At 50.9% G+C, this 13924-nt stretch carries 14 protein-coding genes; 4 read left to right on the top strand and 10 right to left on the bottom strand.

Going from position 1 to position 13924, the window contains the following annotated elements; genetic code table 11:
• Window positions 1-16: 16 nt before the first annotated feature.
• Genes SPE70_RS13150 through SPE70_RS13130 form a run of 5 tightly spaced genes read right to left on the bottom strand, consistent with a single transcriptional unit; the run spans window position 17 to window position 5410 of the window.
• Window positions 17-529, bottom strand: a complete 513-nt coding sequence (locus tag SPE70_RS13150; RefSeq protein ID WP_012968209.1) for a fimbrial protein — start codon at window positions 527-529, stop codon at window positions 17-19.
• A 10-nt stretch (window positions 530-539) separates the two neighbouring features.
• Entirely contained in the window at window positions 540-1547 is a 1008-nt protein-coding gene (locus SPE70_RS13145) for a fimbrial protein (protein WP_012968210.1), read from the bottom strand.
• 34 nt (window positions 1548-1581) lie between these two features.
• On the bottom strand, window positions 1582-4116 hold the full coding sequence (locus tag SPE70_RS13140; protein WP_136047353.1) for a fimbria/pilus outer membrane usher protein: 2535 nt from the start codon (window positions 4114-4116) through the stop codon (window positions 1582-1584).
• Window positions 4117-4144: 28 nt separating this feature from the next.
• A complete protein-coding gene (locus SPE70_RS13135; protein ID WP_012968212.1) occupies window positions 4145-4822 on the bottom strand; it encodes a fimbrial biogenesis chaperone in 678 nt (225 codons plus the stop codon).
• A gap of 57 nt (window positions 4823-4879) precedes the next feature.
• Entirely contained in the window at window positions 4880-5410 is a 531-nt protein-coding gene (locus tag SPE70_RS13130) for a fimbrial protein (protein WP_008804859.1), read from the bottom strand.
• Window positions 5411-5852: 442 nt separating this feature from the next.
• Between SPE70_RS13130 and SPE70_RS13125 the strand changes: the two genes are divergently transcribed.
• Window positions 5853-6512: a winged helix-turn-helix transcriptional regulator gene (locus SPE70_RS13125; protein WP_050887150.1), complete on the top strand. Its 660-nt coding sequence runs from the start codon at window positions 5853-5855 to the stop codon at window positions 6510-6512.
• 66 nt (window positions 6513-6578) lie between these two features.
• Window positions 6579-7208 (top strand): helix-turn-helix domain-containing protein, encoded by a 630-nt coding sequence (locus tag SPE70_RS13120; protein WP_004891914.1) that lies wholly within the window; start codon window positions 6579-6581, stop codon window positions 7206-7208.
• Window positions 7209-7278: 70 nt separating this feature from the next.
• Here the strand turns inward: SPE70_RS13120 and SPE70_RS13115 are convergent, their stop codons facing one another.
• Entirely contained in the window at window positions 7279-8487 is a 1209-nt protein-coding gene (locus SPE70_RS13115; RefSeq protein ID WP_040968512.1) for an MFS transporter, read from the bottom strand.
• Window positions 8488-8590: 103 nt separating this feature from the next.
• On the opposite strand from SPE70_RS13115, the gene SPE70_RS13110 reads away from it, so the two are divergent.
• Window positions 8591-9493: a LysR family transcriptional regulator gene (locus SPE70_RS13110; protein WP_004190055.1), complete on the top strand. Its 903-nt coding sequence runs from the start codon at window positions 8591-8593 to the stop codon at window positions 9491-9493.
• 41 nt (window positions 9494-9534) lie between these two features.
• On the opposite strand, the gene SPE70_RS13105 is transcribed toward SPE70_RS13110, so the two are convergent.
• A complete protein-coding gene (locus SPE70_RS13105; protein ID WP_043875263.1) occupies window positions 9535-10422 on the bottom strand; it encodes a LysR family transcriptional regulator in 888 nt (295 codons plus the stop codon).
• A gap of 160 nt (window positions 10423-10582) precedes the next feature.
• On the opposite strand from SPE70_RS13105, the gene ahlK reads away from it, so the two are divergent.
• Window positions 10583-11377 (top strand): N-acyl homoserine lactonase AhlK, encoded by a 795-nt coding sequence (ahlK, locus tag SPE70_RS13100; protein ID WP_004224867.1) that lies wholly within the window; start codon window positions 10583-10585, stop codon window positions 11375-11377.
• Window positions 11378-11481: 104 nt separating this feature from the next.
• Here the strand turns inward: ahlK and tolA are convergent, their stop codons facing one another.
• From tolA to SPE70_RS13085, 3 genes are all read right to left on the bottom strand, one after another.
• Entirely contained in the window at window positions 11482-11910 is a 429-nt protein-coding gene (tolA, locus tag SPE70_RS13095) for a cell envelope integrity protein TolA (protein ID WP_008804864.1), read from the bottom strand.
• Between the two features lie 111 nt (window positions 11911-12021).
• Window positions 12022-13164, bottom strand: coding sequence for a M20 family metallopeptidase (locus SPE70_RS13090; RefSeq protein ID WP_064170239.1), 1143 nt, complete (start codon window positions 13162-13164; stop codon window positions 12022-12024).
• Window positions 13164-13919 (bottom strand): glutamine amidotransferase, encoded by a 756-nt coding sequence (locus tag SPE70_RS13085; RefSeq protein ID WP_008804865.1) that lies wholly within the window; start codon window positions 13917-13919, stop codon window positions 13164-13166. Before SPE70_RS13085 ends, SPE70_RS13090 begins: the two co-directional genes overlap by 1 nt.
• Between the last annotated feature and the right edge of the window lie 5 nt (window positions 13920-13924).

The following is a 13924-nucleotide window of genomic DNA, read 5'->3' as shown; positions in this document are numbered from 1 at the left end:
TATAGCCAGCGGCCAGTCAGTTGTACTGCATTGTCAAAACGACGACGGCGCGAATGGAACCTGGTGTCGGTCTTCCTGCCACAGAAGTGACCATCGCTTTCATCGGCATCTTCGCCGTTCTGTCTGCGGCAATATTTTGGGTGATGCTGGATCCATTGCCCATTAACACACCCGTAGTGGCATCAGACATAGCAATCGCCACGCGGGTGGCCGTGCCGCTGTTTTGGTAATAATTCATGCCCGCTTCCGGGTCAGGCGTTCCGCTAAAACGGGTCGTCACACTCAGCGTACCCGGCGGACAGCTGGTAAATAGCAGGTTAAAAGAAACCGGATCGGACGAAGATCCAGGTGTGAACATATTTGTTGCCTGGATATTACCAAGATCGATATTCATATTTGAATTTCCACCGTTAAAAACGCAGGGTGCTGCGATAATACGGCCTGTGACTTTAATATCTACATTGTCTGCCGACAGCGCAGGTAATGCTGTTACGCATGCCATCAGCAAGACTAGTATATTCATTTTCATTTAACAGCCCTTATTGATAGGTAAGGCTCAGCGTTGCGGACGCGTTTGCGATGCCGGTGGTTACCGTTGTATTGGTCTGATAATAGCGTGCTGTTAACGGGAACATCTCCTGGCCACCCGTGGTTCTCTTCAAAACCAGATTATTGCCAAGGGTGAGGGGAGTATTGTTATAAACCAGCTGCACGCCAACCCCACGGGCGACGCCTGCGCTGCCCTGACCGGTTAATGCCAGCACGGTATTATCGCTGACGTCGGGATTTTGTGGCCCGGTGAGCATGACGTTAATATTGGCTCCGGCATCGCAGTCCAGAATGAGATTCTGCGTCTTCTGCGCATTAGCGGGCGTTGTGCCTACCGCAGAGCCGAATTCACTAACCAAGACGTCCCCCAGTTCAAATAAAATATTCGATGTTTTTACCGCACATGCCACCTGGGTAATAGATCCGGCCCCCGCATTTACAGGTATCTCAGGAGCTTGTTCTCCGCCGAGATATTGCATTGTGAAGGCGACAAACGATGCAAGTTGCCCCGTCACTGAGCCGGATGTAATATTACCAATCTTCCAGAATTGTATAACCGGCTGATAGTCATGGCTAACTAACTCTCCAGGGTTTGATGACCAACTGGACAATGAAGCGTTACCGCGGTCAATATAATCGGTGCCGCTATAAGTCGATACACCTGCTTTGGAATTCATATAAAAGCCAAAAGAAATACCCACCCCAGGCACATTGGTTTTATAAACACGCCGCGCCCCGTACGTCGCGACATAGGGTAAAACCCCGCTTTTCATCCCTGAGCTTGACCCTTCATTGCCGGTTGTAACGCAGGAATAGGCATGTGCTAAGGAGCCATATATCTCATTGCTGATTGCTTGCCCAACGGGGACATCGCGCTGAACGATAATATTGCCATAATCCACAGTATAGGGAGAGCCGATAAAATTATAGTTACAGCAGATGCCACTCAAGGGAAACAACAAAGCCAGCATTAATAATGCAGATCGGAAAAGTCGCATATCTATGCACCTGATTTAAAAATTCAGTTCAACGTTAACGGCAAGCAGCATTATCGATAATCACATCGTTATTCAGCTTCGCCATATTAATCGAGTAATGCACCCTGCAGGTGTTTGCGGATTGATTTCCCCATTTCACGGTCAGGTTGACCTGGGGAGCCAGGCCCGTCAAATACACCTGACCGCTTTCGCCAACGATAAAGCTGCTGTGTTCTGCGCCTTCAATGCTGGCAATTGCACCAAACGGAACCGACTGGCCGTTTTGCTGGGTCAAGCTCATCAACATGCGAACGCCTACGCTTGCCAGATAGTTCGCCCTGACAATCGCGCCACGCGTCGGGACCACGGTTTTGACCGTTTGTTCTAACTCAACGTTAGCCGGCAATGTTTCAGTGATTAATGACACATCATTTTTGCGATAAGGCATTAAGTTAGAGGCAAGCGTGTATCCGCGATAATCGGTTGTCGCGCCGGTCATATTCTGGATTCCTACACCGGCAGCCCCGGGGGCAGCAATCAGCACGTTGGTTTCACCCAGTGGCTGAGAGAACGTCACGCCATTGGCATGCGCAACCACGCCTCCCTGAATCCCATAATTCAGACGGTCGGTATTTTTGTCATAGCTGTACCCGGCCGTCAGTTCGCCATAGGTGCCTCGATAATCACCATTTATATTGCCGGTATAGGCCACGTCGTGAGTGCCGTAACCCTGTTGAATATTCCAGTTAAGCGCATTATTCGGCATCGCAACGCCATTCAACCCAACACTGTGTGTCGTACCGTTATGCTTGCTGGCATTCATGCCATAGTTAGCCCATGTCTGCGGCAAGAGTTTTTCCAGCGGGATGCTGATATTTAGCGCCAGCATCTGGTTTTTACCGTCGCTCTGGTGAGCGCTGTACGATCCCGTACTACCATTCCTGCTCAGGGTCCATGTCAGACCGTAACTGATACTGTGCCAGTAGTTGTTATACCCAACGCTCCAGGATTCCATCGCCTTACCTGAATTCCAGTAATCTTCATGCGAGGCGTTCAGCATCAACGATCCCAGATTATCTCCCAACCCCTGGCTCAACGTCAGCTCCGCACGGTTTCGGCGTCTATCCTGGAGCGCATTACTGTCACCATAAGAATCAAGGACCTCCTGCATGCCATAGTAGCCGCTGGTCGAATAGCGGTAGCCGGCAATCGCAAAGTTAGTGCCTGTTGAAGCAAAGTTTTTACTGTATCGAGCCCGCCAGGATTGACCGTTGGATTTCGGCATATTGTACGGCGTGGACCAGCCCTGGGTGATGTCGCTGGAGATAGCGCCAAAGCCACCCATGTTTTTACCCACGCCCGCGGCAAGCGACTGATATTTACTCGACTCCTGCAATCCACCGTAAAACGTGAACCCGTAGGGCAAGCCGAGAATAACGCTCATCTGGCCAAAGGGTGTCTTATCCACGCTGCCGTTGTACGAACGATATTGGCCGCCCGTTAACGCATATTTTATTCGGCCTTCACGCTGTAATACGGGAAGTGAGGCAAATGGCACGCTAAAGTGCTGCTCACTACCATCAGCCTCTTTAATCGTGACATCAAGATCGCCGGCGCCGCCGGTAGGATACATGTCCGTAATTTCAAACGCGCCCGGCGCCACAAAGCTCTGGTAAATCTGATAGCCATTCTGGCGGATGATCACCTGGGCATTGGTCCGGGCGATACCACGCACCACAGGGGCATAGCCCTTAAGGGAGTCGGGCAGCATGTCATCATCGGAAGCAAGTTGTCCTCCCCGGAAAGGCATACTGTCGAAAACATCTGCCGGGGCAGAACTGTCACCCAGTGTGAGCTGCGACTTTAACGGGATTATCGTACGTTGTGCATAGGTATAAACCGTGTCCCAGGCATCGTGGCCCTGTGAATCTCGCGACCAGGTGGTGTAATTTCTTAACCTCCAGGGGCCGATGTTTACTCCCGGACGCAGGTTGGCATACTGGCTATCACTGTTGCTGCCGTTGTTATTTTTGGCCCAGTTATTCGCCCCACTCAGACTGTAGTTAAGCAGGGCGGCGTTAATCCCTTCATCCCAGCGATCCGGTGGCACCGATCCACGAGCTTGCGCTGAGATTGCCGCTTGCGGAATGCTCAATACCAGACGCTGCATGGCAAACTGGAAATCTGTACTGGCCTGAGGAATGGCGGACAGGTTCGCACAGGAGGTTTCTCCCTTTAACGCAGGAAAAAGTCCAGTCTTGACTCCCCAGCTTGCTAATTGCTCAATGGATAAACAGTGGACTAATTTTTCATCACCGCCAGGTTCTTTCAGCAAAACAAACATGATATCGCGAGTATCGACTAACTGATCGTCCAGGACGACATCAACATGATAATTCCCGGGGGCTTGCGCACCAGATTCAAAACCTGAAAGATCGACTCTTTCTGTCCCTGGATTATCCAGTTCAACCAGCTCTGGGTTAAAAAAATCGCGACTATAGCTATTTTGTGTATTACCGAAGAGCGCGATGGTTATCAACAATGCCAACCGTGGAGATCGTACTTTTATATAATCCATTGCCATCATCATAAATCCCACTCAGTGTCTTTTCGCCAGCCTACAGACTGGCTTTGTGTTCTGCCCCGGGACTGCCATAGTCATTGATAATTTTGAATGTCACTGGCCCGCCCGTTACGCCGGAGGGTAAATCAAACATCGCCGTACTGCCGGGTAATACATAACTGACATCAGGCACTCTTTTACCTGCAAGCGAGATTTCATTAAAATTCATGACATGCTGAGTCGGATTGTTTACCTGTATTTTATTCCCTACGCGTTGCCAGCGTAATTTATCGGCCTGTTCTTCAGGGGCGGCGCCTTTCATCGTCGCCGGCCGGTAGATGAGTTTAATTCGGGTTTTAATGGCAATTTGCAGCGTATTGTCAACTTGAGATGCGGAGGGTATAGCTTTTATATTAAGCCAAAACAGACTCTCTTTATCCTGAGGTAATGTGCCGGTGGCAACAATGCGCTCGACGTTTTGTTGCCCATTATTCAGTCGATATAACGGTGGGGTAATAATAAAAGGTGCCTTCCCGACCCCATCACCCGGCGTTTCAATCCATGACTGGATAAGATAGGGGGTGTTATCCGGGTTGTTTATGCTAATAGAAGCTTCTTTTTTATTACCATCAAAAATGACGCGCGTGCCACCAATAACGACACCCGCCTGAGCAAAAGATAAGCCAATACTCATTATCGTGGTGGTGAGCAAGATACTGCGAAGAACATTCATTTTAGACCTCTAAAACATGGGGCCGTATCGACCCCATCAGGTTTTCTGAACAGAAAATCAGTTATATACAATGGAGAAGTTAGCAACGGAGTTGGCCGTACCCGGCGTTACTGATGCCGTGGTGGAGATATATTGCGCATAGAATTTCAGCGTATTGTCCTGGGTGCTGCTAAGCACGTAGTTATAGCTGTTCTCACCGTGCAAAGGCAGATCGACTTTATCGGCAGTCATCAGGTTAATCGCCACCCCTGACGCCGCACTGGAGGCTGAGGTATCAATAGCCAGCAGGTTAGGGTTGGTCAGATCGGGGGTGCCATCAAAGCGTACTTTTGTTGAAGTCACCGTGGTTGGACAGTTTTTAAGCACAATATTAAAATCTTTTGCAGCCGCTTTTGTGCCACTGTTCGGAAATTCACTTTTATAAAAATTACCGAGGTTAACCTGCTGGTTTTGCGATGCCACATCGACTTCACAGGCAGTATCCAGAATGTTCCCAACGAAATTTACGGTGCCAGCGGCAGCAAAAGCGTGAGATGTTGACAGCGCTGCAGTTGCGGTCAATGCAACTAAAATAAGACTTTTTTTCATTACTCTGTTTCCTTATTAACTTTGTATACCACTCGTATTCAGGCAATAGGGTGCCGAGGAGCGTATACACTCTTTATATACCGGTGCCTTTATTTTACTGTGCAGCATGGCAGCCATAATTCATTACGGTAAAACCCTGAACTGTTCTGCTGACTGGCTAAAATTTATCTAATCATTTTCTTAAACTCAATTATTTTCTGGGTCTACCTGTAGACTTTCATTTAACGAATATTCAACATTTATTGCTTGTTTATTGGCATTGTTAATGCTCAGTCTATTTTTAGACCGACACCTCATGGATTAAAAAATCAATAACTTAGAGAGCGTCTTTGGGCGGGTCTACTTTTAGACTGCAACTCAATATTCCGTGGATTCTTAATTTTTAAGATAATTCTTCAGGACGATACAAAAAGCGATCACAGTTGAGGAATTGAGGCTGCTTATGAACACGCGCTTAACCCCCCCGGAAAACCATGACAAATCACTTGCTCTGGAATTAAAACCATTCCGGCACATTGAGACATTGATAAAACATGTGTTGCCAGCAGCAGAAAGAGTCGTGATCGGCAGAGGTGACGTCGTGCATTATTATAAAGATGATATCCGGCAGTGCTTTTTGCTATTGCAAGGTAGCGTTGCGCTGCACCGTCGCGGCGATGGCATTGTTTTAAATTCTGAATCAGCACCGTTTATTCTGGGCGTCAGTAGTCAGTTTTCCTCAGAGCATCTTTATGTGAGAGCGCTGGAGACGTCAGAGATCGCTCGTGTGCCACTGGATTGTTTTAATCACATCGTGGCACACCTGGATCTGTGGGAGCATTTTTCGAAACTCCTCATTTACACGGCCTCCCGGGTGTATGAGCATTGCGCACAAATCTCGCAGATGTCAGCTTATGACATCATCCGCTTTCAGCTTGTTGAACTCATGCAAGAGCCGGATGCGATACGGCAAAAAATTACGGCTGCAGCCTATATTAAGAGCCGAACCTATCTTTCACGGAGCGGGATTATGCGAATTCTGGCCGAGCTACGAACCGGGAAGTACATCACCATGGAACGGGGTATACTGCTTGATATCAACCATTTGCCTCGAAAATACTGACGATGAGGATACCCGCGACTGGAAGCCACGCTATAATCAGACAGGTCAATATTAAGGTTATCGGTTATGTCCTCTTCAGAAAGACCTCACAAAGGTTCACCCTACGCGCAAGAGCTGATTACTCACTTACAGCCGTATTGCACACCACGTAAAACCGAAAGAGGGGAGCAACTGGATTTCAAGGTGAACGGCCAGGGGGTGTGTTACCTGATCCTCGAGGGAACCGTAGCGGTTTATCGCCGAAACGATAATATGATGCTGTCCACTGCACGCAGTCCCGCCGTGTTTGGTCTTGCCAATCTGACGGATATTTACTTCGATGACTATATCAAAACCATAAACCCCTGCCTGATTGGCGAGATCTCCACCGCTCGTGTTAATGACATTATTAAAGAAAAATCGTTATGGGGACTGCTCTCAAAGCAACTGATGTTTGTGTATGGCCGACTTTACAACAACGTGATGCCGCAGGGCGCTCCGACGGCGTACGAAATGATCCGCCAGCAGTTGCTCAATCTCATAGAAGAAGATGAGAGTTATCGCGCGGCAGTCACAGCAGAACTCTACATCCGCGAGAAAACCCATCTGTCTCGCAGCGGTGTCATGCGTATTCTTGCGGATTTAAAAACGGGTGGTTTTATCGAAATGGAGGAGGGAAGACTCATCAAAATCCATAAGCTTCCCGCCAGGTACTAAATAACGCCCCTCATCTCAATTTAGCGACCACATCTGGGTTTTAAAGGTCCAGGGCAGGGCGCGCCCTGTTCTACTCAGTGGTGAAACGATCGGGCTCGAACGTACGCTTAGCCAGTTTCTTTTGCAAAACGATGACAATAATTGGGGTTCCTGATGCGGTAATTGCACATACCGCCAACAGCATGTCCATATTTTGTAGCGCCATGCGATGGTCGGGTAACAAAAAAGCAGACAGGAAAAATGCGGCAGTCGTCATCAGATACATCATGGATGTCTGTAATGAAGAGAATCCCGCTCGTTGCTTGTTATCAGGAAACTGAATCGTCACCGCCGACGATGACACCAGACGACTGTAAGCTGCGCCGAGAAATAACGTAATAAATAGCGCTGGATGCGGATAGCCCATCAGGGGTATCAGTAAGCTCAGGATAAAAACGAGGGTCGACCCGGTCGCCAAACTCAAAGCAGAAACACGAGAGGTTAATGCGCCTGTCATTCTGGTAGACAGATACCCCGCCAGGCCCCCGCCGAAGAACAACCAGGGCAGCAGACCTTGAGAAGCCCCCAACAGCTGCGTCATTAATGGCGCCAGGACAGGAATGATCAGCATTGGACTAAACTGTACCAGCGCATTACCGGAAGCAAACAGTAAAGTATCTACATCGAGGGGCAGCGCGTGGGACGTGTCGAAAGTGACGGGATCCTGAGGGATGATGGAGACGATCAGTGGCAATGCCAACCAACACAGTGTACAGATTAACCACAACGCGACATGCCAACCGTAATGAGTACACAAAAATAGTACAGCGGGCATCCCCACGATGCTGACCATCGAAAATGACGCAATCACCGTCGCCAACATTTTTCCGCGCAAGTCAGCCGGCGTGTGGTTTATCAAAATAGTGATCCCCACCCCCATTGTCGTACCGCCAACCAGTCCTGCGAAAAAGCGCAATGTAAGAAGAAGAGGAAAACTGGTGGTCAATGTCGTCAACAGTGTCGCCATGGCTAGCAGTACCATATTGGCAATTAAAAAACGTTTCTTATTGCAACGGTCAACCCAGTAAAAGGCGATAATTCCTGACAGGACGGCTCCAGATGTGTACATACCGGATACATAGCCTGAGAAGGTGACGGGAACAGCGAAATCTGCAGCCATAAATGTAAAAACAGGGCTGAACATCATATATTCCAGCGCATTAGTAAACTGGACAAAAGCGATTACCATTGCAATCCGAATGAGCGTCTTTTGATTAAATGTTGTGGTGACCAGTGGCATAGCAAGCGACCTGTGGATGAAAGATATCCTAGCTTAACTGCTATCAAACTTGTCGATTAGATGGTAAAAATGGCACTCATTATTATCATATGTGGGATAGTTGATGCGGCCAGTTCTTGACTTTAATGCGCTGAAAATCTTCATTGCTGTGGTGGAAAGAGACAGTTTTGTCGGGGCATCGAAAGCCCTGGAAATGCCGACATCAAATGTGAGCCGTTGCATTTCTCAGTTAGAAGACAAACTGAACCTTCAGCTCATTGAGCGCAGTACCCGACATATGAAACTCACACAGGCGGGGCATCTACTCTATACCCGGGCGAAGCCATTACTGGAAGCACTTGAGCAAACTGAAACCGAATTAACGTTGCGACAAATGCAATTCAAGGGGCCATTACGTATCTGTATTCCCAATGAAATCGGTCCTGTATTGCTGGGCTCTGTTGTTGCTGATTTCGCCTGTCAGCATCCGGATCTGGAGATAAGTTGCGTCACAAATTTGTCGGGTTATGAATCCCTGCGAGATGATCTGGATTTAGCTGTCATTGTTAGCCGTGGTCAGATGGATGACAGTGACTACATCGCCCGTCATCTGGTGACGATCCCTTGCACCATCGTTGCGGCCCCCTCCGTCATCCAGCGTTATGGCACGCCTTCTCGAATACAGCAATTTGAAGAGTTACCCTGTATTACAACGGTGAATGCGCTTAAAGGCGCTCCCTGGCAGTTTGTGAATAAAAAGGGCGGATTCGAGACGATCAAGGTTAACGGTCGTTATCGGGTCAACAGCGGAGAGATGGCAGGGCGGGCGGCCATCTCAGGTGTCGGTTTTGCCATCCTGTCGAAACAAGCCTGCCAACCCTATATTGATGATGGGCGGTTAATCGAGATTGAATTTGAACAATCGGCAGCCCCCTTGCAATTGTTCGCTCTGTATTCAGATCGGCGTTACTTGCCGGCAAAAACAAGAGCGCTTATTGATTTCATGCATCAGAGATTGAGTCATTAACAAGAGGCCATCTTCAGCGCGCCAGGGAGGCGCTGTTCTATTCAGCCGGCCGGCTCAAGCAACAAATCTCTGAGATAGCCCTCCAGCAGGGAGGCGCAAATTCGCGTTTCATACGACATCATCCCAGCTGGTGGATGGAGCAACCAGGCACTAAATGGCGGGATCGGATAGTGGCTTAAGAGGGGGATGAGCGCGCCGTCTGCCATTTCTTTTCTGCAAACCGGACTTTGCAAAACACCAATGGCATGTCCCGCTAATAACCAGGAGAGGACACTCCGCCAGTGCGTGGACTGAAATTGAATATTGACGGGAACATTAATGAGTTGATCTTCGGAAGCGATCAATTGAATGCGATTACTGGCGAATACACCGGAAACAGCAGCAAATGGATAATCTGTCAGCGCTTCCGGCGTGTCAGGATGACCCATTTTCGCCAGCAGAGCCGGAGAGGCCACTAGCACTCTGCGCACGGCGCCAAGCGGACGTGCGACAAAAAAGCCTTCGGAGACATCACCTAACCTCAGTGATAAATCGACCCCCTCGGTGACGGGATCGATGACGCGGTCGTTAAAAATGACATCGACCTGCAGCTCCGGATGCTCGTTCTGAAGCTGCAACAATGCAGGCATCAGCAGGCTTTCTCCGGCGGAATAGGGCGCGGCAATACGGATTTTGCCTTGCAGCCCCTGATTTTCCTCATTCACAGAAAGAGCATGCTCTGCCGCCTGAACGGCCGTTTTGCTTCGCTCATAAAACACGTTACCGCTGTGCGTTAGAGACATGTTACGCGTGTTGCGCCTAAGCAAACGTGTCCCAAGATGTGCTTCCAGTTTTTCTATTCTTTCACTCACGGCGGGCTGGCCAATGCCGAGATCGCGGGCTGCAGCCGACATGCTGCCCCGTTCAACCACCCTGATAAATATGCGCATTGCTGAGAAGAGATCCATTCACCAATTATATTGGCTTTACCGATAAATGTAAGTGGGGACAGGCATCTACTGCTTTCCTACGAAATGATGAAAAATCCAGACTCAAGGCCTGAGTCAGGCTAAATTTCAATCTATTTAATTGATTTATTAGTGGAAAATAATGATGCCAGAGATAAAGCTTTTCATGTTCCAGTCAGGAACACAGCATTGTCGATATCAGCATATCCGGATGAATCAGGGCGTGGGAGAGCATTATGAGATCCCTGTTCCCTGGTTTCTGCTGACCCATCCGGATGGGTTTACGCTGATTGACGGCGGTCTGGCTGTCGAAGGATTGAAAGATCCCAGCGGTTATTGGGGAAGTACTGTAGAGCAGTTTAAACCGGTGATGTCAGAAGAACAGGGTTGCGTGGAACAACTTAAGAGGATTGGCATTGCTCCTGAGGATATCCGCTATGTGGTCCTGTCCCATTTGCACTCTGATCATACGGGAGCAATTGGTCGCTTCCCCCATGCTACGCATGTTGTCCAGAGGCAAGAGTATGAATATGCCTTTGCCCCTGACTGGTTTACTTCGGGAGCCTATTGCCGACGCGATTTCGATCGTCCCCAACTTAACTGGCTATTTCTGAACGGGTTGTCCGATGATCACTATGACCTTTACGGTGATGGCACGCTGCAGTGTATTTTCACCCCAGGGCATTCACCAGGCCATCAATCTTTTCTTATCCGCTTACCCGGTGGTACAAATTTTACGCTAGCGATTGATGCGGCTTATACCTTAGATCATTACCATGAGAAGGCGCTCCCGGGGCTAATGACGTCTGCTACTGATGTCGCTCAGTCAGTGCGAAAGCTGCGTCAGCTTACCGAGCGATATCATGCGGTATTCATACCCGGCCACGATCCTGAAGAATGGAAAAAAAACAGGCTTGCGCCAGCCTGTTACTATTGAATCATTCCTCGCTGATCGCCAAAAAGCGTCTGTTAAGAAGGGCTGTCAGCTTATCTTGTTCGAAATGGCCCTGGTGATGGCCGGGGCCATTTCTGCGGGCAAGCTCAGGGCTTCACGTCCAGCACGACATGACTGAATGTTTGATAGGTTTTTTCGTCTGGCGCGGGCGGAATGTTGGCTTTTTTCAGCGCGGACATCACCTGCGCGCAGAATGGCCGATCGCCGCTCTCGACCGTCGGATCCTGCACTGTCCCGTCACGCTGTAGCGTAAAGCGCACCGAGCATTTTTGCCCTTGCCAGGAGGCCGGCTGGTCTATGTTAGCGAAGATAGCCGCCTGGATCCGCGCCAGATAGCGTGAGGCATTGGCCTGGGGTGAAGTATCGGAACCCGTTTGATAATCGCGAAGTATCTTATCCACTTCAGCCGATATTTTAGCGTCTTCGGCGCTGTCCGGCGCAGAAGCACCACCCGAGCAGGCGGAAAGAAGTAAAGAGAGGGTGCAAACGAGCACAGCGTTGGTTTTCACGGACATGCTAAGCCTCCTTGCTGGTGGGGATACCGTCGTGTACGAGGCGGTTATCCTCTGTTATTCCGCGAAATTATTCAAACGCTGAATGCATGGCACGCGCTTTCAGTGACAGTGTCACTCATTTTTTACTTTCGTCGCGGGCGGTGATGCCATCCAGTCGCGAATAATGTCACCGTATAGCTGTTCTGCCTCCGCCAGTCGGCTGAGCAGGCAGTACTCGTCGGTTTGATGCGCCATCGACGGCTCGCCGGGGCCGAGAATAATACAGGGCGGATCGCCCAATGCAGGCAGCAGCAGCGAGGCGTCGGTAAAGTAGGGCACCACGCGCGGCGCAATCGGCTCAGCGTGCAGCGGCTGACAGCGTTGGTAAACCTGCTTAATCCACGCGTCATCCTCCCGGCTGAGGACGGCGGGCAGGTCGACCAGCGTGGAGACGGTGACGCTTTCGCCAAGCAGCGTCGTCAAGCGCTCCCGGATAGTGGCGTGCTGTAAATTGGGCGCGCTGCGGATATCGACATCAAAACGCGTGCGGTCCGGTACGGAATTAATATTGAGTCCGCCTTCTATGCGTCCGACGTTGAGGGTGGGTTGCTTCATTAGCGGATGCGGCGCGCCTGGCGAAAAATGCTGAATCTTACCCAACGCATCCGCCGCAAGATAGATAGCATTGATCCCCAGCTCCGGCATCGCGCCGTGGGCGGTTTTCCCCCGCGTTTCGCAGCGTAGCCAGAGCGCGCCTTTATGGCCGATAACCGGATAGTTGGCGGTGGGTTCACCGACGATCAGCGCGCCCATCTCCGGCAACGTTGCGGAGGCGATCAGCGCCCTCGCGCCGTCGCAGCCGGTCTCTTCTCCGCCGGTTATCAGCAATACCGCGCCGCGTCCGGCGAGGATCGCTTCCCGCTGATGAACGCAGGCGACGGCAAACGCCGCTATCGCCGCTTTCATATCGCTGGATCCGCGGCCATAAAGACGCCCGTCTTCCATCTGCGAGCCAAAAGGATCGTACTGCCAGCGGGCATTTCCCAGCGGGACGGTATCCAGATGTCCGGTAAAGGCCAGCGGTTTACCGCTCTTCGCCCCGGGAAGGCTGGCGATAAGATTGCAGCGTCCCTCGCCGAACGACGACAGCGAAACCTCAAAACCGCTATCGTCAAGCCAGTCGGCGAAGAACCGCATGCAGTCAGCTTCGCTGCCCGGCGGGTTAATGGTGTTAAAGCCCAGCAGCTGCCGGGCGAGCTCAAGGGTCGTGGTCATCAGCGGCGTTCCGTCAGCCAGTCGAGGCAGTTAATCCATAGCTGGCGATAGCCGGGCCATTTGGCAAACTCTTCCGGCAGCCAGTGCGCCGACATGTCGCTGGTCCACACCAGCGAACGACCCTGCTGATATTCGCGAACAGCCAACAGCGGATGACCGGTACCGGCCACGGTCGCCAGCAGTTTGCCTTCCGGGTGCATTTCAACTTCGTTATAGCCCAGCAGCCACGGCCATTCGCCCGGAATATCGTTAAACAGGGGGTGAGATTCCGTCACTTCGGCATAGCAGCCTTCCGGGGTTTCAATGCGATCGTCCCAGGCCAGGCAGCGTACCGGCAGCACTTTCTCCACCGCGGTATGGCGGTAGCGCGCGCCGCCGTTGATTCCCTGGAAGCTGTAATAGCCGCCGATCATCATCAGCGCCCCCCCGCCGGCCACGTAATCATGCAGGAGCGTTAAACGGTTGGCGGTTCGGCGGCTCTTCAGCCAGGTGTCCGGATGCAGCAGCAGCGTATTGGCGCCAATGTCCGAGAGAATAATCGCATCCCACTCCTGCAGCGCTTCCAGCGTCAGCGGAAAGTCGGTCGCCGCCGCGTGGGCGGGCATATAGGTAATGGCATAGGGACTGTCGGCGAGCGCGGCCAGAAAGTCCGTTGCGCCGGTGTGCCAGGTGGCGGTGGCAAACTGGTCGAAGCCTTTAACGTGCGTTGACGTGCTGGTCCAGGACTCACCGACCAGTAAGATTTTTTTCTGCATGATGA

This window comes from Klebsiella sp. ZJOU C1 (assembly GCF_035620215.1).
Taxonomy (GTDB): domain Bacteria; phylum Pseudomonadota; class Gammaproteobacteria; order Enterobacterales; family Enterobacteriaceae; genus Klebsiella; species Klebsiella variicola.
Note: the sequence above shows the minus strand (reverse complement) of the source record. Positions and strands in the feature narration are given on the sequence as shown.

Excerpts from the sequence above, each read along its gene's own strand:
- SPE70_RS13150 (WP_012968209.1), bottom strand. The coding sequence starts at position 529 with ATGAAAATGAATATACTAGTCTTGCTGATGGCATGCGTAACAGCATTA.
- SPE70_RS13145 (WP_012968210.1), bottom strand. The coding sequence starts at position 1,547 with ATGCGACTTTTCCGATCTGCATTATTAATGCTGGCTTTGTTGTTTCCC.
- SPE70_RS13140 (WP_136047353.1), bottom strand. The coding sequence starts at position 4,116 with ATGATGATGGCAATGGATTATATAAAAGTACGATCTCCACGGTTGGCA.
- SPE70_RS13135 (WP_012968212.1), bottom strand. The coding sequence starts at position 4,822 with ATGAATGTTCTTCGCAGTATCTTGCTCACCACCACGATAATGAGTATT.
- SPE70_RS13130 (WP_008804859.1), bottom strand. The coding sequence starts at position 5,410 with ATGAAAAAAAGTCTTATTTTAGTTGCATTGACCGCAACTGCAGCGCTG.
- SPE70_RS13125 (WP_050887150.1), top strand. The coding sequence starts at position 5,853 with ATGAACACGCGCTTAACCCCCCCGGAAAACCATGACAAATCACTTGCT.
- SPE70_RS13120 (WP_004891914.1), top strand. The coding sequence starts at position 6,579 with ATGTCCTCTTCAGAAAGACCTCACAAAGGTTCACCCTACGCGCAAGAG.
- SPE70_RS13115 (WP_040968512.1), bottom strand. The coding sequence starts at position 8,487 with ATGCCACTGGTCACCACAACATTTAATCAAAAGACGCTCATTCGGATT.
- SPE70_RS13110 (WP_004190055.1), top strand. The coding sequence starts at position 8,591 with ATGCGGCCAGTTCTTGACTTTAATGCGCTGAAAATCTTCATTGCTGTG.
- SPE70_RS13105 (WP_043875263.1), bottom strand. The coding sequence starts at position 10,422 with ATGCGCATATTTATCAGGGTGGTTGAACGGGGCAGCATGTCGGCTGCA.
- ahlK (WP_004224867.1), top strand. The coding sequence starts at position 10,583 with ATGATGCCAGAGATAAAGCTTTTCATGTTCCAGTCAGGAACACAGCAT.
- tolA (WP_008804864.1), bottom strand. The coding sequence starts at position 11,910 with ATGTCCGTGAAAACCAACGCTGTGCTCGTTTGCACCCTCTCTTTACTT.
- SPE70_RS13090 (WP_064170239.1), bottom strand. The coding sequence starts at position 13,164 with ATGACCACGACCCTTGAGCTCGCCCGGCAGCTGCTGGGCTTTAACACC.
- SPE70_RS13085 (WP_008804865.1), bottom strand. The coding sequence starts at position 13,919 with ATGCAGAAAAAAATCTTACTGGTCGGTGAGTCCTGGACCAGCACGTCA.